Annotated in this window: 21 protein-coding genes; 14 read left to right on the top strand and 7 right to left on the bottom strand. The window is 69.2% G+C overall.

The window, feature by feature from the left end:
• Positions 1-7: 7 nt before the first annotated feature.
• Entirely contained in the window at positions 8-220 is a 213-nt protein-coding gene (locus ABEA30_RS04980; RefSeq protein ID WP_345579879.1) for a hypothetical protein, read from the top strand.
• Here ABEA30_RS04980 and ABEA30_RS04985 read toward each other — a convergent pair whose 3' ends face one another.
• The 3 genes from ABEA30_RS04985 to ABEA30_RS04995 all read right to left on the bottom strand — a co-directional run bounded on the left by ABEA30_RS04985 (position 221) and on the right by ABEA30_RS04995 (position 4,780).
• The gene (locus tag ABEA30_RS04985) at positions 221-1,663 is read right to left on the bottom strand and encodes a multicopper oxidase family protein (RefSeq protein ID WP_345579880.1); all 1,443 of its coding nucleotides are present in this window, start codon (positions 1,661-1,663) and stop codon (positions 221-223) included.
• Positions 1,650-2,114 (bottom strand): hypothetical protein, encoded by a 465-nt coding sequence (locus ABEA30_RS04990; RefSeq protein WP_345579882.1) that lies wholly within the window; start codon positions 2,112-2,114, stop codon positions 1,650-1,652. Before ABEA30_RS04990 ends, ABEA30_RS04985 begins: the two co-directional genes overlap by 14 nt.
• Positions 2,115-2,296: 182 nt before the next feature.
• Positions 2,297-4,780, bottom strand: a complete 2,484-nt coding sequence (locus ABEA30_RS04995) for a sodium-translocating pyrophosphatase (protein WP_345579885.1) — start codon at positions 4,778-4,780, stop codon at positions 2,297-2,299.
• 237 nt (positions 4,781-5,017) lie between these two features.
• Between ABEA30_RS04995 and ABEA30_RS05000 the strand changes: the two genes are divergently transcribed.
• Together ABEA30_RS05000 and ABEA30_RS05005 are read left to right on the top strand one after the other, a co-directional pair.
• Entirely contained in the window at positions 5,018-10,621 is a 5,604-nt protein-coding gene (locus ABEA30_RS05000; protein WP_345579888.1) for a PKD domain-containing protein, read from the top strand.
• 67 nt (positions 10,622-10,688) lie between these two features.
• Entirely contained in the window at positions 10,689-12,071 is a 1,383-nt protein-coding gene (locus ABEA30_RS05005; RefSeq protein ID WP_345579890.1) for an outer membrane protein assembly factor BamB family protein, read from the top strand.
• A 70-nt stretch (positions 12,072-12,141) separates the two neighbouring features.
• Here ABEA30_RS05005 and ABEA30_RS05010 read toward each other — a convergent pair whose 3' ends face one another.
• Together ABEA30_RS05010 and ABEA30_RS05015 are read right to left on the bottom strand one after the other, a co-directional pair.
• Positions 12,142-12,540, bottom strand: coding sequence for an SRPBCC family protein (locus ABEA30_RS05010; protein ID WP_345579893.1), 399 nt, complete (start codon positions 12,538-12,540; stop codon positions 12,142-12,144).
• Positions 12,541-12,673: 133 nt separating this feature from the next.
• Entirely contained in the window at positions 12,674-13,264 is a 591-nt protein-coding gene (locus ABEA30_RS05015; protein ID WP_345579896.1) for a DUF222 domain-containing protein, read from the bottom strand.
• A 126-nt stretch (positions 13,265-13,390) separates the two neighbouring features.
• Between ABEA30_RS05015 and ABEA30_RS05020 the strand changes: the two genes are divergently transcribed.
• The 10 genes from ABEA30_RS05020 to ABEA30_RS05065 all read left to right on the top strand — a co-directional run bounded on the left by ABEA30_RS05020 (position 13,391) and on the right by ABEA30_RS05065 (position 21,151).
• Positions 13,391-14,293, top strand: a complete 903-nt coding sequence (locus ABEA30_RS05020; protein ID WP_345579899.1) for a pyruvate, water dikinase regulatory protein — start codon at positions 13,391-13,393, stop codon at positions 14,291-14,293.
• Between the two features lie 78 nt (positions 14,294-14,371).
• Positions 14,372-14,758, top strand: a complete 387-nt coding sequence (locus ABEA30_RS05025; protein WP_345579902.1) for a hypothetical protein — start codon at positions 14,372-14,374, stop codon at positions 14,756-14,758.
• On the top strand, positions 14,755-15,072 hold the full coding sequence (locus ABEA30_RS05030) for a hypothetical protein (RefSeq protein WP_345579905.1): 318 nt from the start codon (positions 14,755-14,757) through the stop codon (positions 15,070-15,072). Before ABEA30_RS05025 ends, ABEA30_RS05030 begins: the two co-directional genes overlap by 4 nt.
• A complete protein-coding gene (locus tag ABEA30_RS05035) occupies positions 15,072-15,536 on the top strand; it encodes a hypothetical protein (protein WP_345579908.1) in 465 nt (154 codons plus the stop codon). Before ABEA30_RS05030 ends, ABEA30_RS05035 begins: the two co-directional genes overlap by 1 nt.
• Positions 15,536-16,069: a DNA/RNA non-specific endonuclease gene (locus tag ABEA30_RS05040; RefSeq protein ID WP_345579911.1), complete on the top strand. Its 534-nt coding sequence runs from the start codon at positions 15,536-15,538 to the stop codon at positions 16,067-16,069. Before ABEA30_RS05035 ends, ABEA30_RS05040 begins: the two co-directional genes overlap by 1 nt.
• A gap of 9 nt (positions 16,070-16,078) precedes the next feature.
• Positions 16,079-16,546, top strand: coding sequence for a hypothetical protein (locus tag ABEA30_RS05045; protein WP_345579914.1), 468 nt, complete (start codon positions 16,079-16,081; stop codon positions 16,544-16,546).
• Positions 16,547-16,682: 136 nt separating this feature from the next.
• Entirely contained in the window at positions 16,683-17,150 is a 468-nt protein-coding gene (locus tag ABEA30_RS05050) for a hypothetical protein (protein ID WP_345579917.1), read from the top strand.
• 166 nt (positions 17,151-17,316) lie between these two features.
• A complete protein-coding gene (ppdK, locus tag ABEA30_RS05055) occupies positions 17,317-19,971 on the top strand; it encodes a pyruvate, phosphate dikinase (protein WP_345579919.1) in 2,655 nt (884 codons plus the stop codon).
• Between the two features lie 104 nt (positions 19,972-20,075).
• Entirely contained in the window at positions 20,076-20,615 is a 540-nt protein-coding gene (locus ABEA30_RS05060) for a DUF4190 domain-containing protein (RefSeq protein ID WP_345579922.1), read from the top strand.
• A 98-nt stretch (positions 20,616-20,713) separates the two neighbouring features.
• Positions 20,714-21,151 carry a hypothetical protein gene (locus ABEA30_RS05065; RefSeq protein WP_345579924.1) on the top strand — a complete coding sequence of 146 codons (438 nt, stop codon included), beginning with the start codon at positions 20,714-20,716 and terminating at the stop codon, positions 21,149-21,151.
• A 67-nt stretch (positions 21,152-21,218) separates the two neighbouring features.
• Here ABEA30_RS05065 and ABEA30_RS05070 read toward each other — a convergent pair whose 3' ends face one another.
• Together ABEA30_RS05070 and ABEA30_RS05075 are read right to left on the bottom strand one after the other, a co-directional pair.
• Positions 21,219-21,341, bottom strand: a complete 123-nt coding sequence (locus ABEA30_RS05070) for a methionine/alanine import family NSS transporter small subunit (protein ID WP_345579927.1) — start codon at positions 21,339-21,341, stop codon at positions 21,219-21,221.
• Positions 21,338-22,915, bottom strand: coding sequence for a sodium-dependent transporter (locus ABEA30_RS05075; protein ID WP_345579930.1), 1,578 nt, complete (start codon positions 22,913-22,915; stop codon positions 21,338-21,340). The genes ABEA30_RS05070 and ABEA30_RS05075 overlap by 4 nt, the downstream gene beginning before the upstream one ends.
• 183 nt (positions 22,916-23,098) lie before the next feature.
• Between ABEA30_RS05075 and ABEA30_RS05080 the strand changes: the two genes are divergently transcribed.
• Positions 23,099-23,551, top strand: a complete 453-nt coding sequence (locus ABEA30_RS05080; protein WP_345579933.1) for a hypothetical protein — start codon at positions 23,099-23,101, stop codon at positions 23,549-23,551.
• Positions 23,552-23,588: the final 37 nt, after the last annotated feature.

Consider the following 23,588-nt stretch of genomic DNA (forward strand, 5'->3'; position numbering starts at 1 on the left):
TCGACGGGTGCAACCACGCCCCACGCCCACCGTCACGCAGCGCATCATCGGCGAGGTGGTCTTCCTCGCCGGGCTCCTGGCATTGGTGGAGGTGCTGGTGCGTGGCTTCGACGTCAACCGGCTGCTCGGCCTCGTCACGGCATGCGTCGTGGGCTATGGCCTGCGCGGACTCATCGCCGTGTTCCGACGGTGGCGCCGCAAGGAACTGCCCGCCGATTGATCACTCCGGCTCGTTGCCCGACGGCGCCCCCAGCAGGTAGGACGGCGCCACGCCGTCGTACATGAGGTGGGTCATCAAACCCTCGCGGGCGTGCGGCAGGTTGTGGCAGTGGTCCATCCAGATGCCCGGGTTGTCGGCGACGAAGGCGACGTCGAACGTGTCGCCGTGCTCCACGTTGAGGGAGTCCACCCACCAGGGGGAACCCGACGCCGGCACGCCGTTGCGTGCCAGCACCACCATGTGGTGGCCGTGCAGGTGCATGGGATGCACCTCGCCGCTGCCGTTGCTGATGCGCATGCGCACGATGTCGCCCTCGCGCACCATGTACATGGGCACGTTCCTGCCCATGCGGCCGTTGATGGTCCACCAGTAGCCCGGCGCGCCGTCCAGGAAGCCTGGGAGGCGGCCGATGTCGTAGGTGAAGTTCCGATCCGCCCCGTCCGGGTCGAAGCCCAATGGTGCGGGTGAGCCGTAACCGAGTGGGTCCAGTTCCTCGTCGGGCGCCGGCGTCTCGCCCGGCGCACCGTCGCCCACCACCAGGGTGACGCCCGGTGCCTGGACGCGGGCGGGCGCGGTCACCTCGAGGTCGGCGCGGCCCCCGCCGGTGACCGTCACCTTCCGGTGCTCCACGGGCGTCGGCGCCACGACGTCGACACCGTCGATGGCCGCCAGCGTGAAACTGCCCGACGCCCACACGACGGTGGGCGCGTTGTCGGTGTTGACCACCCGCACGCGCACCGTGGCCCCGTCCGGCGCGGCCACGCGGACCTCCTCGCGCGTGCCGTTGACGGTGCGCGACGTGCCGGGGTAGGTGTGCAGCAGCATCACGGCGTCCGCCGGCGCCTCCTCGGGCTCGATCACGAGGGCGCCCAGCAACCCGCCCAGCACCTGCCGGTGCGACAACTGGTGCGCGTGGTACCAGAACGTGCCCACCTGCTCGGCCCGGAAGCGGTACGTGAAGCTCTCCCCCGGGTGGACGGCGTCCTGCGTGACGCCGGCCACCCCGTCCATGGCGTTGGGGACGTCGAGCCCGTGCCAGTGCAGCGTGGTGCCGCCGTCGACGTCCTCGTTGTGCAGGACCACCTCGACGACCTGGCCGGCGACGGCGCGGATCTCCGGCCCGGGCGTGCTGCCGTTGAGCGTGAAGCCGTCGAAGGCCTTGCCGTCGGGGAGCGTGACCCGCTCGGCCCGGGCGGTGAGCGTCACCCGGACGTCGGGCTCGGCGGTGAGTCCGCCGTCGAGGCTGGCGACGGCGACCCCACTCGCCTGGCCGTGCGCGTCAGGTTGGGGGCCGCCTCCCCAGTCGGCGACCCCCATGTCTGCGGCGGAATACGACGACGGCAACCGGCTGGCCCCCCAAAGCCAGCCGGTTGCCACCAGAAGCACGACGAGCGCGACCAGCCCGGTGAGGCGGGCCAGCCGGCGACCGTCACGCAGGGACACGAAGGTCTTCGGTCCTGGTCCCGGTCACCACCGTGGGCACGCGCGACGCCCGGCGGGCGGCGTGGAACGCGGCCACGGCCAGCAGTAGCGCGTTGGCCCCATGCAGCAGCGCCATCATCGTCATGCCGTGGCCGAGGAACCCGAGGGCCACCTGGACGATGACCAGCGCGAGCACGATGGCCGCCCACTTCACCGCGCCGTCGAACTTCGCGAGGAAGCCCACCACGAGGAGTGCGAGCGCGACCACCGGGATGACGTACATGCCGTTGAGCCCGTGGACCAGGATGCCCAGGGCCTCCGGGAACGGCGGCGGGCCGTCGGCGGACATGTCGAAGGTGCCGCCACCGGAGAGGAATGCCACGACGCCGGCTGATGCCCAGGCGTGCATGGCGGCTTGCAGTGCGACCAGGCCGACGATCACGAAGGCCAGGATCTTGTACAACGAACGCATGGGATCCCCCGATCCACTTTCGCTGGTGACCTCCACTAGCGATGAGGGAATTCTTGTCTGAGGCCCAAGTCAGCGTCAATAGGTTGCGGTCCAGCCGTTTGGCCGACAACGCGAGGCCCGGACCACCTGGGGGGCAGGTGTCCGGGCCGCGTGCCGAGCCGTGCACCGGCTCGCTGTGGGTCTCAGGCGTCGAGTGCGACTGCCTGGGAGGGGCGCTCGATCTCCATCTCGTTGATGTCGGCGTTGATGCGCATGCCGTAGAACGAACGATGCACGAAGTACATCGACACCACCAGGAACACCGCCGCCAGCACCCAGGTGACGACCTGGCCGCCCTGCGCGTTGAGCGAGACCGCCAACTCCACGGCGAGGAGCCCGAACAGCGTGGTGAACTTGATCACCGGGTTCAGCGCCACCGAGGAGGTGTCCTTGTACGGGTCGCCGACGGTGTCGCCGACGATCGTGGCGTCGTGCAGCGCCGTGCCCTTGGCGTCGAGGTCGACCTCGACCAGCTTCTTGGCGTTGTCCCAGGCGCCTCCCGCGTTGGCCATGAAGATGGCCTGGTAGAGGCCGAACAGCGCCATGGCGATCAGGTAGCCGATGAAGAAGTAGGGCTCGACGAACGCGAACGCCAGTGTGGCGAAGAACACGCCCAGGAAGATGTTGAACATGCCCTTCTGGGCGTACTGCGTGCAGATCTGGACGACGCGCGAGGAGTCCTTCTCGCTGGCGCGCGTCACGCCGTCGAGCTTGATGTTGGCCCCGATGAACTCCACTGCGCGGTAGGCGCCTGTGGTGACGGCCTGGATGGAGGCGCCCGTGAACCAGTAGATCACCGCGCCGCCGACCAGCAGCCCCAGCAGGAAGGGGGCGTGCAGTAGCGACAGGTTCTGCACCGCCTCCGCGTTCTGTAGGCCGTCGGTGAGCCCCATCATGATCGAGAAGATCATCGTGGTGGCGCCCACGACGGCGGTGCCGATCAGCACCGGCTTCGCCGTCGCCTTGAACGTGTTGCCCGCGCCGTCGTTGGCCTCGAGGAAGTACTTGGCCCGCTCGAAGTTGGGCTCACGGCCGAACTCGGTGGACAGCTCGTCGAAGGCGCTGGGGTCCTCCTCGACGGTGGACAGCTCGAACACCGACTGGGCGTTGTCGGTCACCGGGCCGTAGGAGTCGACGGCGATGGTGACCGGGCCCATGCCGAGGAAGCCGAACGCCACCAGGCCGAACGCGAACACGGCCGGTGCCAGCATGATGTCGCCGAGGCCGAGCGTGGAGATGCCGTAGGCCACGGCCATCAGGCCGGCGATCGCCAGGCCCAGCCAGTAGCTGGAGAAGTTGCCGGAGACCAGGCCGGACAGGATGCCCAGCGACGGTCCGCCCTTGTTCGAGGAGATGACGACCTCCTGCGTGTGCCGGGCGCTGGTGGACGTGAAGACCTTGACCAGTTCGGGGATGAGGGCGCCGGCGAGCGTGCCGCAGCTGACGATGAGGGACAGCTTCCACCAGAGGCCGCCGTCGAGGTTGCCGATGAGGAGGATGGAGGTGAGGAACGTCGTGGCGATGCAGACGGCGGAGGTGATCCACACCAGCGTGGTGAGGGGGGCCTCGAAGTCCATGTCGTCGGCGTTGCCGTAGCGCGCCTTGGTCCAGGCGTGGTTGACGAAGTACGAGATGCCGGAGGCCACCACCATGGCGGCGCGGATGACGAAGAGCCACACCAGCAGCGTGACCTGCATCGACACCTCGGGCACGCCGATGAGGATGAAGGTGATGAGCGCGACGCCGGTGACGCCGTAGGTCTCGAAGCCGTCGGCGGACGGGCCGACGGAGTCGCCGGCGTTGTCGCCCGTGCAGTCGGCGATCACGCCGGGGTTGCGGGCGTCGTCCTCCTTGATCTTGAAGACGATCTTCATCAGGTCGGCGCCGATGTCGGCGATCTTGGTGAAGATGCCGCCGGCGATGCGCAGCGCGGACGCGCCCAGCGACTCACCGATGGCGAAGCCGATGAAGCAGGCACCGGCGATCTCGCCGGGCAGGAACACCATGATGATGAGCATCATCGCCAGTTCGACGGAGATCAGCACCATGCCGATGCTCATGCCGGACCGCAGCGGGATGTCGTGGCAGGGGTAGGGCTTGCCGCCGATGGCGGCGTGGGCGGTGCGGGAGTTGGCCAGGGTGTTGACGCGGATGCCGTACCAGGCCACGCCGTAGGAGCCTGCCATGCCGATCAGCGAGAACGCGATGACGATGGCGGTCTTGCCCACCCCGAACCCGACGAGGAACAGGTAGTAGAAGACGATGATGGCCGCGATGAACGCCCACAGCACGAGGAGGAAACGACCCTGCTGCTTGAGGTAGGCCTTGCAGGTGGTGTAGATCAGCTCGGAGATCTCGCGCATGGCGGTGTGGGCGGGCATGCGCTTGAGCTGCGTGTAGGTCATGAGGCCGAAGCCCAGCCCCAGCGCGCAGACGATGAGGCCCAGGCCGAGGAGGGCGGAGCCTGGGATGCCCAGGAAGTCGACGCTGCCGAGGTCGGGCAGCTGGAGGTTGGCCTCCCCGCCGATGTGGGTCTCCCCGGGTGGGGCGCCGTCGCTCGAGCATCCGGTGATCCCGAGGGCGGTGAGTCCCGCCAATGCGAGGGCCGCCCAGCGGGCGCGCCTCATTCCTGAACTGGAGCCTGTCGTATCCATAGCGACCGTCTTCTTCCTTGAAACTGGCCCGTGACGCGTGTGCCGTCACCTTCATACTACTTCCGGTAGTAGGCGGGATCGCCGGGGGTGGGATTAGATCGCTCATCCCAGCCGCATCCCTCCGGCCGCAGAGTTGACCCCGGTGCCGCTATAGGCTCGCGGCGTCCGCCCGGGAGTGACCCGGGCGGGGTATTCCTTGGGGGAAGTATCGTGCGCCGCGTCGCTACCGTCATCATTGCCGTCCTGCTCGCCCTGGCCTCGGGAGTGGTCGTCACTCCGGCCCGGGCCGACCTCTTCAACCTGCGGATCGGGCTCTCCGGGGAGCCCGTCCACGCCGACGACCTGCTCACCGTCACCGGCACCTCGGACCTGCGCGGTGGTGAGGTCTGCATCGTCGCGGTGGACAGCACCGCACAGAACTGCAACTCGCCGGCGTGGGGGTCGGTGAACCAGATCATCACCATCGGCACCTTCATCGAGCAGCCCATCGAGGCGCCGCCGCTCGAGGTGGGCAAGTGGAAGGTCATCGCCGTCGATCGCGGCGTGAAGACCTCCGAGGCCGTCTTCGAGGTCTTCGACTGCGGCGACAACTGCAACCCGGCGGGGGCGCTGCAGGCGATGGCGCAGTGGAAGGAGTCGGCCGCCGAATCGTTGCCGTTCCACGGCGCCCTGTGCGTGGGCGCGGGCGCGGCCACGATCGGCCGCGACGCCTACAAGGCCATCCAGGGCCTGCGCAACCTCACGAAGAACCTCAAGGAGATCGACAACGACATCGCGCGGCTGCGCAACCTCCGGGACGCCCTGGGTGACGCGGAATGGCGCAAGCGGATGTCGGACCTGCTCAAGGCCAAGTCCAACGCGGAGAAGGCGCTGAAGCCCGCCCTCATGGCGATCGGCGCGGGCTCGTCGCGCAGCGCGCTGGGCGGCATCTTCCAGGAGATGCGCGACGCGACGGATTCGGCGTGGGGCGGTTACGTCAACTGGTACAACGCGTTCGACGTGGTCAGCGGCAAGTGGTGGGCCACCACCAGCGCCTGGACGGCCGGCAAGATCCTGGCCAACATCAACTGCCGGGCGGCCCTGATGTACTCCGACATCGTTGCCGACCCGCCGGACTACGACTACGGCACCGTCGCGGAACCGGTCTTCCAGTACGCCGACGGCGACCTGCCCGAGAACGAACCGCTCGCCGAGCTGCTCCGGGTCACCGACCAGGCCCAGGGCTACGGCACGGCGAGCAGGATCGCCGTCGAACGGCTGCAGGGTGCCCAGGAGCACGGTGACGCCGCCGGCATCCGGCGCCAGGCAACTGCGGCCGCGCAGTTCAACAGGCTGCTGTCGGACGCCAACGCCCGTCAGGCGGACCTCCTGGAGGAGGTGGCCTCCCTCGCCGACGACAACGGCGTGTGGGGCGGCACCCGACGAGACGCCCTGGCAGACCTCGACCAGTGGCAGCGTCGCGCCGCCGCCGGCGAGATCACCGCCGAGGAGCGCGCGACGCTCTCCACCGAGTACGGCCTGACCGACGCGGAGATCGACGACCTCGCCGCGTGGCAGGCGGAGTGGGCGCCGGAGACCTTCCCCACCGTCGAGGAACGCTGGGCGGCCCAGGGCGCCTACGCGGCGCAGGTACGCGCGAACGGCTTCAGCGTGAGCGAGGTCACGCAGCTGCAGGAACTCGGTGCCACCGACGCGATGATCGAGGACCTGGAGATCCAGGTGGCCCACCAGAACACCGACGCGGCGCAGCTCGACGCGGAACAGACCGACAGGATGCGCTCGCTCGCCACGACGCTGCGCGCCGAGGCGTGGCCCATGAGGCAGTTCACGCTGTGGCTCGAGCAGGTGGCCGCCGGCGTGCGCACGCCCGTGACGCCGGAGCGTCCGGTGATCAACTTCATCACCGCCTGCGGCGAGTACGGCTCGGTGGAGCTGCCCACCGTCGAGGGACTCACCTACACCCAGACGCCGGCCGACGCCCGCGAGGGGCTGGTCACGGTCCGCGCCACGGCGTTGCCGGGCTACGTGATCGCCGACGGCGCGGTCAGCGTGTGGAACATCGACCTGGGGACCTACCGCGAGTGCCAGACGCAGGCCATCATCGCCGCCGACGCCACCGTCGAGGTCCCGAAGGGCGGGCAGGTGACCCTCGACGTCAGCCCGCTGGTCACCACCACCTCCGCCTACTCGGTGGCCGTGGCCACGGCACCGGCCAACGGCTCCGCCTCGCGCACGGGCACCACCGGCATCCTGTACCGGCCACGTGCCGGCTTCGTGGGCACCGACACGTTCACCTACAAGGCCACCGTCAACAACGCGCCCACGCTCAGCGACACCGGCACGATCACCGTCACGGTGACGGAGGCCCTGGTGGAGGTGACGCCGGTGCCACCCACGTTCACGCAGATCACGCAATGCAACCAGTACGGCTCCGTGACGCTGCCCACGGTGGCCGGGCTGACCTACACCGCTGACCCGGCGGGTGCCCGCGAGGGCGACGTGACCGTCACGGCGACGGCGAACGCGGGCTACGGCATCGCGCCCGGCGCCGTCTCGCGCTGGGTGATCCCGCTGGGCAGCTACGTCGAGTGCGCCAGCCACGAGGTCAGGGCCGACGGCACCGAGACCGCCACGCGCCGCGGCACGCCCGTGCGGGTCGACCTGGGTGCGCTCGTCCAGGCGTCGGGGCCGTACTCGCTGCGGGTGGTGACCCCGCCGACGAACGGGTCGGTGCCGTACGTGCTGGCCCCGGCCACCTACGAGTACCGCCCACGGGCAGACTTCGTCGGCACGGATTCCTTCAGGTTCCGTGCCACCCTGAACGCCGACACCTCGGTGTGGGCAGAGGGCGTCGTGACCATCTCGGTGGTGGACGTCAACGACCCGCCCGTCGTGCGGGTGCGCATCGCCCCGCCGATCGTCGTGAACCAGGGCTCGATCCTGCCCAATCCCTACACGGTCTCGGACCCCAACGGTGACCCGGTCAGCTACGAGTGGCGGGCCAGCACCGCACTGACCTCCACTTCGAGCTCCCCGGGCAACCTGGGGTTCACGGACCCCAACGCCGAGGGTTGGCTGGAGCTGACCGTCACCGATTCGCACGGCGCGGCAACCGACGGCGAACGCGTCCCGGTGACCGTCACCAACGTGGCGCCCACCATCAGGGGGGTCATGCCGGTGCGCGCGGTGCCGGGCGTCGAGGCGGTCCTGGAGCTGGAGGTGTCCGATCCGGGGCCCGACGACAACCCCGTGTTGACCTGGGACTTCGGTGACGGGAACACCGCCACGGGCACGCAGGTGCGCAACACCTGGGCGGCCGGCACATATCCGCTCAAGGTGACCGCCACCGACAAGCACGGTGCGGCGCGGAGCCTCAGCTCCACCGTCACGGTGGCGCCGACGGTCGTCGACGCCGGGCCGGACAAGTTCGGCATCGTCAACCGGTCGCTGGTGTTCGACTACTTCACCCGCTCCACGAAGGCCGATGCCTGGCTGACGTACGAGACCGACTTCGGTGACGGCACCTTCCGCCGCAACCAGTCGGCCTTCACGTACCCGGCCACCGGCGACTACACCGTGACGCTGCGGGCCACGGATGCGCGCGACGGCAACCGCCAGATCACCGACACCGCAGACGTGCGCATCCGTGAGCACGACGTCGTGGTGGTGGCGCACGTGCTGCCGGGCACCGTCGCCGGTGGGTCCGCCGAGGTGCGCGCCAGCGTCTACGACCGCCGCACGTGGGCGGTGCTGCCGGATGTCGAGGTCACCTTCACCATCGACGGGCACGTCCTGCGGCAGACCACCGACGCAGCGGGCCAGACCACCGCGAAGCTGGCCGTCGCCCGCACCGGTGCGCCCGGGTCGGTGACCGTCGCGGTGGTCGACGACGGCCACTTCGGCGGCGACAGCGTGACGCTCGACATCGAGCGCCAGACCAAGCCGGCGGCCGACATCGTCTTCACCGTCGACGAATCGGGCTCGATGGGCGGTGCCCAGAGCGCGGTGCGCAGCCAGTTGAGCGCCATGGCCAACCAGTTGGCGCCGTCGTTGGACTACACCTTCGGCGTGTGGGGCTTCCCCGGCGCGCACGGCTTCCAGGAGGCCCACCTCCACTGGCCGTTGACCACCCGGCTGGACGACTTCTCGCAGGGCGTCGACGGGCTCGACGTCGGGGGCGGCGGCGCCGAATGGGGCACCGATGCCATCGTGCAGGCCCTGGGGCCGGTCAGCGGCTGGCGTCCGGGCGCGGCCCGCTGCGTGGTGCTCATCGGTGACGAGGCCTTGCAGTCGCGTGCCCACACCGCGGAGGATGCGGCCGCGGCCCTGACGGCCGCCAACGCGACGCTCTTCACCATCACCACCCCCACGGTCGGTGCCGGTTACAAGGCCCTCGCCGAGGGCAGTGGTGGCGCCGACTTCAGCATCAGCGAGTTCGTCAAGGACCCGCAGCCGGTGATGGAGGCGCTGTTGCAGTCGTGCCAGCACATCGCCAGCCAGCGGCCGGACCTGTCGGTCACCATCACCGACGAGGTTGACTCGGTCGGGGCGGGCATGGACCAGACCTACCGGATCACCGTGGCCAACAACGGACGGGGCGACGCCACCGGTGTGGTGCTGCGGGTGGAGCTCCCTGCGGACCTGACGCGCGTCGACCCGGCCGGCGACGGCGTGCTGGAGCTGGCGCTGCCCGACCTCCCGGCGGGGGAGACCTGGACCGGCACGGTGGTGGCGCGCAGCGCGCTGGCGCACGAAGGAGGCCAGGTGGAGGTGCAGGCCTCCGTGAGCGACGACGGCGTCGCTGGCGCAGACCCGACGCCCGAGGACAACCACGCCTCGGACACCACCACCATCACGCCGGCCCTGCCTGACCTGGCCGTAGCGATCGATGACGGGCTCGACTCCGCCGCCGTCGGCACGGAGCAGGGGTATGTCCTGACCGTCACGAACAATGGGCGCTTCGGGGCCACCGGGGTGGAGGCGCAGGTCACCGTTCCGGAGGGCATGATCGTCGTGGATGCCGCCGGCGCGGCCGCTTCCCCGGCGCTGACGTGGGAGGTCGGGGCGCTCGAACCCGGGGCGCAGTGGAGCCGCACCGTGGTGCTGCGCACGTCGTCCGAGCATGCGGCGACCACGGTGACCGTGCGCGCCGAGGCACATGACGACGGGGCCCGGGGCGAGGACCCCACACCCGCCGACAACGTGGCCGAGGACGCCACGGCCATCGAGGCCGTGCCGAGCGCCAGCCCGTCGGCGAGCGTGAGCCCGTCGCCGAGCGTGAGTCCCTCGCCGAGCGTGAGCCCCTCGCCGAGCGTTTCACCACTGCCCAGCCGGTCGCCATCCCTGCGACCCAGCGTTGGTCCCCGGCCGTCGGCCACGCCGAGGGTGTCGGAGGACCTGATGCTGTACGTCACGCCCGGCTACCACGACGTGAACGGCCGCAGGTGGTTCACGCGTTGCGAGCCCTACTCGCAGACCTCGCGCTGCTGGACGTACATCTGGGCGAGGTTCCCGCAGCGGGTGGCCGGAGGCTACACGGTCAAGGACGGTTGGCTGTTCAACAACCTCACCTACCTGCCGATGCGCCGAGCCACGTGGGCCAACAACCCGCTGGGCAACGACGCGGAGTGGATCGCAACGACGGATGGGCGGCCCTGGCGCACGGAGTGTGACACCCGCGCGACCGGACGTGGGGCCTGCCGCAGCTACGTGGAGATCTCCCAGTTGACGGCCACCCAGCTCACCGGAGGTCAGTACCGCTACGCGTGGGTGAAGAAATGGGTGTTCAACAACATGGTGCTCTTCGCCGATTGAGCCGGCAGCCAAAAAGACGACACGGCGCTCCGCTGACAGCGGGAGCACGTCTTCCTACGCTGACCGAATGACCGGAGAAGTGCTCGACCTCGACGCCGTCGCGCTGGCGCCACCGACGGGGCGCCGCGTGCCGGCATGGACGCCGGGCCGCACGCTCATCGGCTCCCTGGCGGTGGTCGCGGCCTTCGTGGCGGTTGGGGCGGTGCTGCTGAGGCCACCGCCCCCGCCGGAGCCGGAGGTGCTGGGCATGCGGAGTGGGCCCGTCGAGGCGTGGCGTTGGAACGTGGGCGAGCGCAACGTGGTGGCGTTCGCCCCAGTGTCCGGCGACGGGATGCTGCTGGCCGAGGGCAACGACGGTGGGCGGGGCAGCACCGTCGCGCTGCTCGACGCTGCCACGGGGAGCGAACGCTGGCGCAAGCAGATCGAGACAGTCCCCGTCCGCAGCCAGGTGGCGGACCTTCCCGGCACGCCGTGGGTCAGCGTCGCCGTCGAGGGTTCACACGTGCTGCTCGACCGCGAGACGGGTGCCGAACAGGGCAGGTTGCCGGCCTCGGGCAACACGTGGATCGCCTCGAGCAATCAGGGCACCCTCTTCGTGGGGTCTCCCGATGACGGGGCCTTGGGTGGCGGTGGGGACCGTGTGACTGCTTACCGGTCGGACGACCTCGGGACGCCGCTGTGGTCAGCCGCCATCGGTGGGGCCTCGGAGGCCGTGGCGGTGGATGCAGCCCCGGTGTTGGAGACCGGTGGGTACGCCTACTTCCCCTCGGCGTCGGGGGCCGAGTCGACGACGCACTACCGCTATGTGCTCGACATGGACGACGGCTCGTCCCCGTCGTGGCAGCCCTTCTCGCCCGCGATGGCGGTGGTGGACGGCGTCACGATCATCCACGAGTACGGCTGGGTCATCGCGCTCGACCCCCAATCGGGCGAGCACCTGTGGCGTTCCGACGAGGGCCAGTGGAACGTCGTCGCGGGCGTGGACGTGCTGTATCTCGTGCCGGACGTGCCCAACGCAGCCGTGCAGCGCGTTGATCCGCACACCGGAGAGGTGCTGTGGGCCGCGCCGGTGGCGGAACCGGTATGGCCCAGCCTGGCCTCTCACGATGCTGCCGTCCTGTGGGGCGACGACCCCATCGTCGTCGAACGGTTCCAGCAGTCGGGCGAGGCCTCCATCGTGCGATTCGACGCCCGCACCGGGCGTGAGATCATGCGGCTCTCGGTGGAGACGCTGCCCGACTCGGGAGCCATCGACGTCGGCGACGAGCAGCTCTTGGTGCGCCTCGCCATCGCGGGTTCCGACGAGATGCCCACCTCCGTGCTCATGGGGGTGGATCCCGGGACCGGCGACGTGCTCTGGCGACGCGAAATGGCAGAGCAGTACGTCTTCCTGGCCGGCCGACGGTTGATGGGCACCAGCGACGGTGCCGAGGTCGCCGTCTACGGCTGAGCCCGCCGTGCCCCGTGGGGGAGGCAGGGCTGAACCCGGCGTCACACCGCCGCAGGTGCCTTCGAGCTGGTCAGGCCTGGTCGTCGAGGCGCTGGAGCGCCGCCTCCCATCGCTCGCTCAGCGAATCCGGCGTGTAGCCGTCCTCGAGGAGCTCGTGCGTCAGGTCCAGTTCGGTACCGCCCTCGACGGGCCGCATCTTGAGGTCGACCAGCGAGCGGGGGGAGCCTTCGGCCTCGTGCCACGAGAACCGGATCTGCTCCATGGGGTGGAAGCTGCGGGTGACGCCGTGCGGGCCGTCGGTGGACGCCCAGTCGACCCCCTTCGATCCCAGCTGCCCGCCCTTGCCCAGCAACGCCTCCTGGCCGTGGGGCTGCATGAGCGCCGCCCAGACTTTCTCGAGTGGTTTGGCGACCCGCCGGGTCACCCTCACACTCTTTGTTTCCGCCGTCTCCTCCACAACAGTGTTCATGTGTGTGCACCTCCTGGGTACTACGGGCAACTTCTACGGTGCCCTGATACCCAAGCCTAACCCCGTCCCTGACGCGGAGAGAGGGGGGTGCGCAAAATCTCCCCGAGGAAGTCGACGCGCATGCTCGGAGCCCTCAGGACCAGCGGAACCTTGAGGGATGGAGCGAGGCAACGCCGCGCATGGCGGCGCGTTCCTCGGCTTCGAGGCGTTTCTTCTCTTCTTCCTCGGCGCCCTCCGGGTCGACGAGATGCACCAGCCGGGTGGCGAGGACCCGCAGCTGGGTGGGGCCCAGGGTGTCGACGTAGTCGAGGATCGTGTCCTGGCAGGTGGCCAGGTCTGCCCGGGTCAGGTGGGAGGGGAGTTTCCGCAACCCGGTCACGATGGCGTTGGCCTGCTGCAGGGAGATGCGGCCCTCGTTCAACGCGTCGGCGATCTTCGGGAACCGTTCCCCGAGTTCGAGGGAGAGTTTCAGCATGGCGGTGGCCTCGCCGACGGTGGTCGACACCGAGTGCTGCACTTCGTCCAGCACCGCGGCAGCGCCGGACAGTGACGCCTCGTGCATCGCCCGCAACCGCAGGCCGGCCAGTTGTGCCTCCACGTCCCGGGTGGAGGCGATCACCGCACCCAGGCGGGCCGCTGCGGCGCCCGGGTCTGCGATGTGGGTGTTCAAGGCATCCCACAGGGCAGCGACGTATCGCTGGCCCAGATCGACTGCCTCGTTCATGTAAACCAATCTAAACGTACACACAGACAAAACTGGACGCATGGTCTCGCGAGGGGGCGCGTGCGCCTTGGCGCTGATGTGCTCCTCCCAAGCTGGATGGCGCGAGGCACGCCCTACTCTGGGTGCATGTCAGCAGAGCCGCTGGAGATCCACATCATCGCCGACTCGACCGGCGAGACCGCAGCCCGCATCGCCAGGGCCGCCATCACCCAGTTCCCGACGCGCGAGTTCAGCCTGGTGCGGCACCGGAAGATGAGCACCACAGCGTCGCTGCTGACGGCGCTCGAGAACATCAAGGAACGATCCGAGCACGGCCCCATCGCCGTGTTCTTCACGCTGGTCAATGAGGAGCTCGCCGAGCTGGTCAAGGCGTTCTGCAAGGACATCGAGGTGCCCTACGCCGACCTCATGACGCAGGCGATGAACGCGCTCGAGCAGATCTCGGGCATCGAGGCCGACCAGGTGCCGATGCGCCCGCTCGGCGTCGAGGCCGAGTACTTCGTCCGCATGGCCGCCATCGACTTCGCCGTGCGGCACGACGACGGTTCGCTCCCCGCCGCGCTCAACGAGTGCGACATCTGTCTCGTCGGCCCGTCGCGCTCCGGCAAGACGCCCCTGTCGATCTACCTCGGCTACCTCGGTTACAAGGCCGTCAACGTGCCGCTGGTGCCGGGCATCGACCCGCCGCAGGAACTGTGGGAGCTGGACCGTTGGCGGATCATCGGCCTCACCATGGACGCCGAGCGCCTCAACCAGATCCGCAGCCAGCGGGTGCGCGGCATGGGCGGCTTCGGCACGAAGGACGGCTATGCCGACCTGGTGAAGATCTACGACGAGCTCGACGAGATCGGCCGGGTGCAGCGCAAGCTGGGCTGCCCCGTCATCGACACCACGGGCGTCGCCATCGAGGAGGCGGCGTCGCGGATCATCGACGTGGTCGACGACCGGGCCCGCAAGGTGGGCCAGCGCCTCCGTCGCCCACCCGGCATCGTCCGCCCGGCTGGTGCCTGGGCCCCGCCGCCCAAGTAGCGGCACGCCGAGAAATAGGTTCCGGGGCTCACCGGTTCTGAACCGGCGGCTGCCTAGTGTGCTCGGTGAGGAGGCCCCATGTCAGACCCCCAGATCGCCACCCTGATGAGCCGCATCGCCCAAGCCATCGGCCACGGCGGCCCCGTCGACTGGCACGCCCGGCCGGACCGCGAGGTCACCCATGCCGCACCGTCGGGTCGCGTCGAGGTGAGCCTGCGCGGCTTCACCGTCACCGATGTGCGCATCGACTCCGCGTGGCTGCGCGAGGCACCCCACGACGACGTCGAGGCCGAGCTGCGCAAGGCGTTCACCGGCGCCCTGGCAGCGCTGGTCGACGCGGAGGTCGACGCCGCCATGCACGCCGACTACGAGCAGGCCCCCGTCCGCGACCAGCTGATCCAGCTCTCGCGCGAGGCCGGCGGCCTGTTCGACGACCAACTCCGCGCGCTGGGACGGCTTGCATGAGCGTCGAGTTCGAGCCCTCCACCTGGGACCGCGGCGGCAGCGCCGTCGCCGAGGAGGCGGCGTCGTTCGCCTCGCGGGCCAGGTCCGCGCTCGGCGGCATGAGCACCGACGCCCTGGGCTGCAACGGCAACGGCACCCTGATGGACGCCGCCTTCGCCATCCTGTTCCCGGCCGCCATCGGTGCCTTCGCGGAGACCGCCGATGGACTGGCCACCGGGTTCGACAACATCGGGCTGGCGATGCAGGACATGGGTGATGCCTACCGCGGCATCGAGGTCCTCAACGCCGAAGAGGCGCGGGAGGCGGGTCTCTGATGGCGATGATGCTCCCGGGCTGGCTGGGGGAGGCCCTCAACTACCTCGGCTTCAACTGGCCGCTCAGCAACGAGGACGTCCTCTCCGGCTGGGCGGGCGACTTCCGCGCGCTCGCCGCAGACGGCCGCACGCTCGAATCGGAGATCGCGGCCGCCGTCGCGCACGTCACCAGCCACAACCACGGCCCGACTGTGGACGCGTTCGTCGGCTGCGTCCGTGACGGCGACTCCAACCTGGCGGCGCTCGGCTCCTTCATCGACGCCTGCGACACCGCGGCGGGCGTCTGCGACGTCTGCTCGGGCATCGTGGTGACGCTCAAGTGGGTCTTCATCGTCCAGCTGGGCATCATGGCCGCCTCGCTCGCCTCGGGCCCCGGCGCCCTCATCGTGCGGGAGGTGGTGCGGCGCGCCATCAACGCCGGCATCGAACTGGCAGCCGAGCAGATCCTCGAGGAGGCCCTCTGATGGCGAAGGTCCCCAGCGAGGCCGCGAAGGGCATCATGGCCAAGGCCATGCGCAAGCTGAAATGGGTCGACGAGCCGTTCGAGCGCGTCGGCAACGTGCACAAGCTCAAGAAGGACGCCATCTACGAGTCCGGCAAGAAGGGCACCAACGTCCGCTACGTCTACACCACCGACGCGCAGGGCCGCATCTCGTCGGCACACGCGCGCCCGCTGGAGCTGCCGCCCAAGACCCCGCGCGCCAACCACAACTCGAAGACGCCGGACAAGCTGCCCGGCGACCACGCCGGGCACCTGTTCGCCGACATGTTCGGCGGCTCCGGCAGGCTCGACAACCTCGTCTCGCAGGCCAGCGACGTCAACCTCGGGAAGATGGGCGCGTTGGAGCGCGACTGGCGCAAGCGCCTCGAGGCGGGCGAGAAGTTCGACGTCGACATCGACGTGCGCTACGGCGACAACGCACGCCCGACGCAGTTCATCGTGCGTGAGACACTGGCCGACGGCACCGTCGTGCGACACAGGTTCAGGAACGAGTAGGGGACGAACATGACTGGTCTGAGAGAGGCGTTCGAGCAGGCGGCGCCGCAACTCGTCGCGGCGGCGTGGGACTACACAGGCCGTGACGACGCGGTGGAGAAGCTGTGGGTCTACGTCACCGAGGAGGAGCGGGTCGGCGTCGTGCAGGCGTACTACCAGGTGCGCGGTGAGGTGCACACCGCCCGGGGCGTGGCACAGGTGCTGCCGGACGTCGACGGCTCACCGGCCGCACAGGGTGCGCTGTTCGACGAACTCGACGACGTCGTGAGCGACATGTACGACGCGCGCGGCGACGACGAGTTCCCCACCCGCCTGGTACTGTCCTTCTCGCCGGCAGAGCAGGAACTCAACGCCGACTTCTCCTACGAGCCGCTGCAGCCGGGGGTGCCCGACGATGAACTCGTCCCGGACGCGCAGTTGGCGGACCGCTGGCTCGAGCGGCTGCGGGCGACGGGAAACGAGTCGGCGACGCTTTGACCCGTCGGGTGAACGACTCGCACACTGGGTGAACAACACATCTGATCACCTGAGTTCCGAAGATCCCAGGTGGCCAGCGCAGTACTTAGTGTGCCCTCGGGAACCTCCGACCCGATGACGAGCTAGGACCTCCACCATGCCGAACCTCAGACGTGCGTTCGAGCGAGCCGCCCCGAGATTCGTGGCGGCCGCCTGGGACTTCGCGGACCGCGCGCCCGCCGTCGACCACCTCTGGGTCTACGTGACCCATGAGCGCGACATCAACGTGATCATCGCCTACTACCGGGTGGGTGGCGCCGTCCACAGCGCCGCCGACCTCGCCGAGGCCCTGCCCGGCATCGACTGGTCCGACGAGGCGCAGCACCGCCTCCTCGACCGCCTCTACGCCATCCTCGACGACGTGCTCGCCGCCGCCGGCGACGGCCGGTTCCCCACCCGGATGGTGCTGTCGATGGACACCGCCACGCAGCAGGTCAACGCCGAGTTCTCCTACTCGCCGCTGCAGCCGGGCGTGCCCTACGACCAGAACGTCGCCGACGTGACACTGGCAGACCAGTGGCTCCAGCGGCTGCGCACGACGGGCAACGACTCGGCCACCCTCTGACCTTCCCCCGGCACTCCCACGGGCCGTGCACGGCTGCTCGCGACGGGGCGGGCGGCCCGGGATTTCTCCCACCCCGCCCTCCTCGCTGCGCTTGTCAGGACTACGCTGATGGCAACGGGGGGCCAACGATGGTTCCCCAGGGTGTTGTCAAAGGAGATATCCCCACATGAGCGAGGATCGTTACATCTACGACCTGTCCGAGGGCGACGCGTCGATGCGCAGCCTCCTCGGCGGCAAGGGCGCCAACGTCGCTGAGATGGCGAAGGTCGGCCTTCCCGTCCCGGACCTGTTCACCGTCACCACCACGGCATGCGTCAAGACGATGAACAACGGTGGCACGTGGCCCGAGGGCCTGGCCGACGAGATCGCCGAGGCCTTGAAGCGCCTCGAGCAGCGCACCGGCCGTACGCTCGGCGCCGCCGAGAAGCCCCTGCTGCTGTCGGTGCGCTCCGGCGCGGTCCACTCGATGCCCGGCATGATGGACACCGTCCTCAACCTCGGTATCTCCGATGAATCCGTCAAGGCGCTGGCGGAGGAATCCGGCAACGAGCGCTTCGCCTGGGACTCCTACCGCCGCTTCATCCAGATGTACGGCGAGGTCGGCGAGGGCGTACCGGCGCACCTGTACGAGGACGCGCTGGCCGCGCTCAAGCACGAGCGCGGCGCGGCCCAGGACACCGACCTGACCGCAGACGACCTCAAGGCCCTCGTGGCCACCTACAAGGAGATCTCCAACGAGTACCTGGGCGGCGAGTGGTCCTCCGACCCGCACGAGCAGCTCAACCGCGCCGTCGACGCGGTGTTCCGCTCCTGGAGCAACCCCCGCGCGGAGGTCTACCGCCGCGCCCACAACATCTCCGCCTCGCTGGGCACCGCCGTCAACGTGCAGCAGATGGTCTTCGGCAACCGCGGCGACACGTCGGCCACCGGCGTGTGCTTCACCCGCAACCCCTCCACCGGTGAGAAGGCCCTCTACGGCGAGTTCCTCGTCAACGCGCAGGGCGAGGACGTCGTCGCGGGCATCCGCACCCCGCGCCAGCTGCACGAGATGCAGGAGGTGCTGCCCGAGGCCTACGCGCAGCTGATCAAGACGATGAACGACATGGAACTGCACTACAAGGACATGCAGGACATGGAGTTCACCATCGAGGACGGCAAGCTGTACATGCTGCAGACCCGCAACGGCAAGCGCACCGCGGCCGCTGCGCTGAAGATCGCCTCCGACCTGGTGGGCGAGGGCGTCATCACGCAGAAGGAGGCGCTGCTGCGCATCGAACCGGGCCAGCTCGACCAGCTCCTGCATCCCGCCATCCCGCCGAAGCACGGCAAGGACCCGATCGCCACCGGCCTGCCCGCGTCGCCGGGCGCCGCCGTCGGTGGGGTCGTCTTCGACGCCGACACCGCCGCCGACCTGGGCGGCAAGGGCGAGGCCGTCGTCCTGGTGCGCTACGAGACCACGCCCGACGACATCCACGGCGTCATCGTGGCCCAGGGCATCCTCACCGCGCACGGCGGCATGACCTCGCACGCCGCCGTCGTGGCGCGCGGCATGGGCAAGCCGTGCGTGGCGGGCGCGCAGGGCATCAAGATCGACACCGCAGCCAAGACCCTCACCATCGGCGACCGCGTCATCCGCGAGGGTGACGTCATCACGCTCGACGGCTCCGAGGGCAAGGTGTACGGCGAGGCGCTCGAGCTCATCCCGCCGCAGATCAACGAGGACTTCCTCAACGTGGTGCAGTGGGCCGACGACGTGCGCCGGCTCGGCGTGCGCGCCAACGCCGACAACTTCGAGGACGCCTCCAAGGCCCGCGAGCTGGGCGCCGAGGGCATCGGACTGTGCCGCACGGAGCACATGTTCATGGCGCAGGACCGCCTGCCGGCCGTGCGCAAGATGATCCTCGCGGAGACGCCCGAGCAGCGCGCCGCGGCGCTGGAGGAGATCCTCCCGATGCAGCAGCAGGACTTCGAGGGCATCTTCACCGCCATGAAGGGGCTCCCGGTCACGGTGCGGCTGCTCGACCCGCCGCTGCACGAGTTCCTGCCGAACCTGGTGGAGCAGTCGTTGCTGGTGCAACGCCTGGAGCTGACCGACGGCGACTCGGGGGAACTGGCCGAGGCCCGCGCCACGCTGGCCCAGGTGAAGCGGCTGCATGAACTCAACCCGATGCTCGGCACCCGCGGCGTCCGGCTGGCGATGCTGTACCCGGAGATCCCGGACATGCAGGCCCGCGCCATCATCCGGGCCGCGCTGGCCGTCAAGGAGCGTGAGGGTGAGACCGTCGGCGTGGAGATCATGATCCCGCTGGTGGCGCTCAGCCAGGAGCTGGAGACGCAGCGCGCCATCGTCGTGGCCGCCGTCGACGACGAGCTGGCCAAGGCGGGCCAGCAGCTCGACTACACCGTCGGCACCATGATCGAGCTGCCGCGGGCAGCGCTGGTGGCCGACAAGATCGCCGAGCACGCCGACTTCTTCTCCTTCGGCACCAACGACCTCACCCAGACCACCATCGGCATCTCGCGCGACGACGCCGAGAACGGCTTCCTCACCAACTACGTGATGGAGCACGTGTTGGAGCGCAACCCGTTCGAGTCGATCGACGTGGAGGGCGTGGGCTCGCTGGTGGAGATCGGCGTCGAGAAGGGCCGCCAGACGAAGGCCAAGCTGAAGACCGGTGTGTGCGGTGAGCACGGCGGCGACCCGGACTCCGTGTCGTTCTTCCACGGGGCGGGCCTGGACTACGTGAGTTGCTCCCCGTTCCGGGTGCCGATCGCCCGGTTCGCGGCGGCGAAGGCGGTGCTCCAGGAGCAGGCCGGCTGATTCCTTCGGCGGGAGTGTCGCCCCGGGCGTGAGACTGGTTGCAGCCACGCCCGGGGCTTCACCACTTCGGCCCTAGACTGGCGGCGAGACCAGGAGGTTCATCGGTGTCGAACGACCAGTACCCGCCGTCGGAGCCCAAGCCCTACGGCACGCCGCGAGGCCCGGAATTCGGTGGGCCCGGCTACGACCCGTACCAGGCTGAGCCGTACCGGCAGCCCTCGCCGCCCCCGCCGGTCAGCCCCTACCAGGCGGCCGCTCCGGTGGCGCCGCAGCCGTCGCCCTATGGTTACCCCTCGGCGCCACACCAGCAGCCCAACCCGTACCAGCAGCCGAACCCGTACCAGCCGAACCCCTATCAGCCGGGGCCGTACCCCCAGCCGGGTCAGTACTGGCACCCCTACCCGGTGGCGCCGGAGCACCCGTCGAACGGCACCGTTCTGGTGTTGGGCATCCTCAGCGTGTTCTTCATGGTCACCGGGCCCTTCGCGTGGTGGCTCGGCAGCAAGGCCAAGCGGGAGATCGCCGACGGCGCCCCCTACCGGTGGGCAGCCGGCGGCCAGGTGGGCTGGGTGCTGGGCATCATCTATTCGGCGTTCATGATCTTCATCGCCCTCATGGTGCTGATCGGGATCACCACCGGCTGAGCGGCCACTGACCGGTTTGCAGGTCCTTGTGGACAATTCCGCCACGGTGGACCGGGGATGCACCACAATTGCGGCGTCCGCTACCGAAAGGAACCGACATGTCCCAGCAGGACTACCAGGGCCCGCAGGGCCAGCCCGATCCTCAGCAGAACCCCTACGGCCAGGCCCCCGATTACGGCCAGACCCCCGCCGCGCCCTACGGCCAGCCCTCGCCCTACGGTGAGCCGGCGCAGCAGCCCTACGGCCAGCCGGCCTACGGCTACGGTGCCCCCAAGCAGGAGCACCCCCAGGCCCAGACCGTGCTCATCCTGGGCATCGTCGGCATCTTCTTCAGCATCTGTGCCTTCATCGCCTGGTACATGGGCGGCAAGGCCAAGAAGGAGATCGAGGCCGGTGCGCCCTACTCCTTCGACGGCAACCTGAAGGTGGGCTACCTGCTCGGCAAGATCATCTCGATCCTCGCGATCGTGGGTGCCGTGCTCGCCATCGTCTTCATCATCTTCGCGGGCGTCCTCGCGGCCTCGGCCGGCTACTGAACCTCCACGAACGACGACGGCGCGGCCACCGCGGTGGCCGCGCCGTCGTCGTTGTCGTGTCAGGGGGTCAGTCGTCGCCTTCGTCGACGACGACCTCCGGGGTGCGCAGCAGGTGGACCACTGCGGTGAGCAGGCCGCCCCAGAGGGTCAGCATGGCGATGATCATCATGGTGAGGGCGGTGGGCGTCATTTCTGCATGATCTCCTCGTACTTGGCGTCGAGAGCGAGCTCATCGACGGTCTCGATGGTGCCGTGCTTCCACGGCGTGAACGCGAGGATGGCGGCGCCGATGATGAGCGACGCCACCATGCCCCATCCGAAGACGCCCAACATGCCCAGCGGGTAGCCGCCGTAGGGCTCCGTGACGTGCTTGATGACCTCGTTGACCAGGATGTACCCGAGGACGACCGGCACGACGATGGCGACCAGTACGCGCCACAGGCTGCCGAAGCGCACGGTGGACACGCGGTAGAGGTGGTGCTGCAGCAGCGGGATCTTGCGCAGCACCCAGGCCACCACGATCACCATCGCGAACGCGCCCAGCAGGATGCCGAACTTGTTGATGAACTCGTCGGTGATGTCCAGGAAGAACAGGCCGGTGGTGGTCGACAGCAGCAGCATCGAGGCGATAGCCATCGGGAGGCCGACGGCCAGCGTGGCCTGCACGCGGCCCAGGCCGAGCTTGTCCTGCAGGGCCGCCGTGCACACCTCGACGATCGAAATCATCGACGTGAAGCCGGCGAACACCAGCGACGCGAAGAACAGCACGCCGAGCACCGGGCCGATGGAGGTGGACGACACGATGCTGGGGAACGCCACGAACGCCAGGCCGATGCCGCCGGAGGCGACGTCGCCGACGGCGCTGCCCGAGGCCTGCGCCATGAAGCCGAGGACGGCGAACACGCCGATGCCGGCGAGCAGCTCGAAGCCGGAGTTGGCGAAGCCGACCACCAGACCGGACCCGGTGAGGTTCGTGCGGCGGCGCAGGTACGACGAGTAGGTGATCATGATGCCGAAGCCCACCGACAGGGAGAAGAAGATCTGGCCGTAGGCCGCCGCCCACACGCCGGGCTTGGCAAGGGCCGCCCAGTCAGGGGTGAAGAAGGCGTTGAGGCCGTCCGTGGCGCCCGGCAGGGTGAGGGCCTGGATCACCAGGACGAGGAACATCACCAGCAGAAGGGGGATCATGACGAGGTTGGCCGCCGCGATGCCCTTCTTCACGCCCAGGCCGATGACCACGAGGGTGAGGACCCACACCAGCAGCATGGGGATGGCCACCTGGGGCACGAAGTCGAACCCGATGTGGGGGGTCTCGGCGACCTGGAGGAACTCGCCGAAGAGGAAGCCCTCGGGGTCGTCGCCCCACGCCTCGGTGAAGCTGAAGATGAAGTACATGGCGGCCCACGCGAGGATGGCTGCGTAGTAGACGGCGATGACGAAGCACACCAGCACCTGCCACCAGCCGAACATCTCGGTCCACTTCCTGCCCACGCGGCGCAGGGCCAACGGAGCCGAGGCGCGGTACCGGTGGCCCAGCGCGTAGTCGAGGAACAACAGGGGGATGCCCGCGCTCAGCAGGGCGGTGAGGTAGGGAATCAGGAAGGCGCCGCCACCGTTGGTGTACGACACGTAGGGGAAACGCCAGATGTTGCCGAGGCCGACGGCCGAGCCGATGGCCGCCAGGATGAACACGTTGCGGGAGCTGAACATCTCGCGGCGGTGCGTGCTGGTCACCGGGGGTCGCGTGACAGATGGATCGCTCATCCGTCCTCCTTGGGGGTAGGGATACCGGCTGAGCGTATAGGTCGCGACGCGGGCGCGATAGGGGTGGTGGCGAATCGACGTTTCGTGGTTGCCCACGCGCCGGGACCGTTGTGGCGTTCATGCCCGCGGCGTGGGCACCATTCGTGGGACACTCGGGAGGTATCCACCGACGCAGGAGTCCTCGTGAGCGACGTGCCGCCCTACCGCCCCGACGAGTTCGCCGAGCCGTCGGCACAGCAGCAGAATCCGCAACCCTACGGCCGGCCGTCCCCCTATGGACAGCCGTCCCCGTACGCCCAGCCGGTGCGTCAGCCGCAGCAGGTTCCGCAGCCCATGCCGCCGTCGATGCCGTACGGGTGGGCGCGGCCGGAACACCCCCAGGCGCAGATGGTGTTCATCCTCGGCATCGTGGGCATCTTCACCGGCATCGTTTCGTTCGTGGCCTGGTACATGGGTGGCCAGGCGAAGAAGGAGATCGAGGCCGGCGCCCCCTACGCGTGGGACGGCCAACTGAAGACCGGTTACGTCCTGGGCAAGGTCTTCGGCATCATCACCATCGTGTTCACCGTGCTGGGCATCGGCTTCTGGATCCTGTACGCGATCTTCTTCATCGGCCTCCTGGCGATGGGCGGCTAGCCGCAGGGCTCGTCACGAGGGGTTCAGCCCCCGTTCA

The organism is Tessaracoccus lubricantis, assembly GCF_039544535.1.
GTDB lineage: Bacteria > Actinomycetota > Actinomycetes > Propionibacteriales > Propionibacteriaceae > Arachnia > Arachnia lubricantis.

Bases quoted from the DNA above. Each gene is read 5' to 3' on its own strand.
- ABEA30_RS04990 (WP_345579882.1), bottom strand. From the start codon at position 2,114: ATGCGTTCGTTGTACAAGATCCTGGCCTTCGTGATCGTCGGCCTGGTC.
- ABEA30_RS04995 (WP_345579885.1), bottom strand. From the start codon at position 4,780: ATGAGGCGCGCCCGCTGGGCGGCCCTCGCATTGGCGGGACTCACCGCC.
- ABEA30_RS05005 (WP_345579890.1), top strand. From the start codon at position 10,689: ATGACCGGAGAAGTGCTCGACCTCGACGCCGTCGCGCTGGCGCCACCG.
- ABEA30_RS05010 (WP_345579893.1), bottom strand. From the start codon at position 12,540: ATGAACACTGTTGTGGAGGAGACGGCGGAAACAAAGAGTGTGAGGGTG.
- ABEA30_RS05015 (WP_345579896.1), bottom strand. From the start codon at position 13,264: ATGAACGAGGCAGTCGATCTGGGCCAGCGATACGTCGCTGCCCTGTGG.
- ABEA30_RS05020 (WP_345579899.1), top strand. From the start codon at position 13,391: ATGTCAGCAGAGCCGCTGGAGATCCACATCATCGCCGACTCGACCGGC.
- ABEA30_RS05025 (WP_345579902.1), top strand. From the start codon at position 14,372: ATGTCAGACCCCCAGATCGCCACCCTGATGAGCCGCATCGCCCAAGCC.
- ABEA30_RS05030 (WP_345579905.1), top strand. From the start codon at position 14,755: ATGAGCGTCGAGTTCGAGCCCTCCACCTGGGACCGCGGCGGCAGCGCC.
- ABEA30_RS05035 (WP_345579908.1), top strand. From the start codon at position 15,072: ATGGCGATGATGCTCCCGGGCTGGCTGGGGGAGGCCCTCAACTACCTC.
- ABEA30_RS05040 (WP_345579911.1), top strand. From the start codon at position 15,536: ATGGCGAAGGTCCCCAGCGAGGCCGCGAAGGGCATCATGGCCAAGGCC.
- ABEA30_RS05045 (WP_345579914.1), top strand. From the start codon at position 16,079: ATGACTGGTCTGAGAGAGGCGTTCGAGCAGGCGGCGCCGCAACTCGTC.
- ABEA30_RS05050 (WP_345579917.1), top strand. From the start codon at position 16,683: ATGCCGAACCTCAGACGTGCGTTCGAGCGAGCCGCCCCGAGATTCGTG.
- ppdK (WP_345579919.1), top strand. From the start codon at position 17,317: ATGAGCGAGGATCGTTACATCTACGACCTGTCCGAGGGCGACGCGTCG.
- ABEA30_RS05065 (WP_345579924.1), top strand. From the start codon at position 20,714: ATGTCCCAGCAGGACTACCAGGGCCCGCAGGGCCAGCCCGATCCTCAG.
- ABEA30_RS05070 (WP_345579927.1), bottom strand. From the start codon at position 21,341: ATGACGCCCACCGCCCTCACCATGATGATCATCGCCATGCTGACCCTC.
- ABEA30_RS05075 (WP_345579930.1), bottom strand. From the start codon at position 22,915: ATGAGCGATCCATCTGTCACGCGACCCCCGGTGACCAGCACGCACCGC.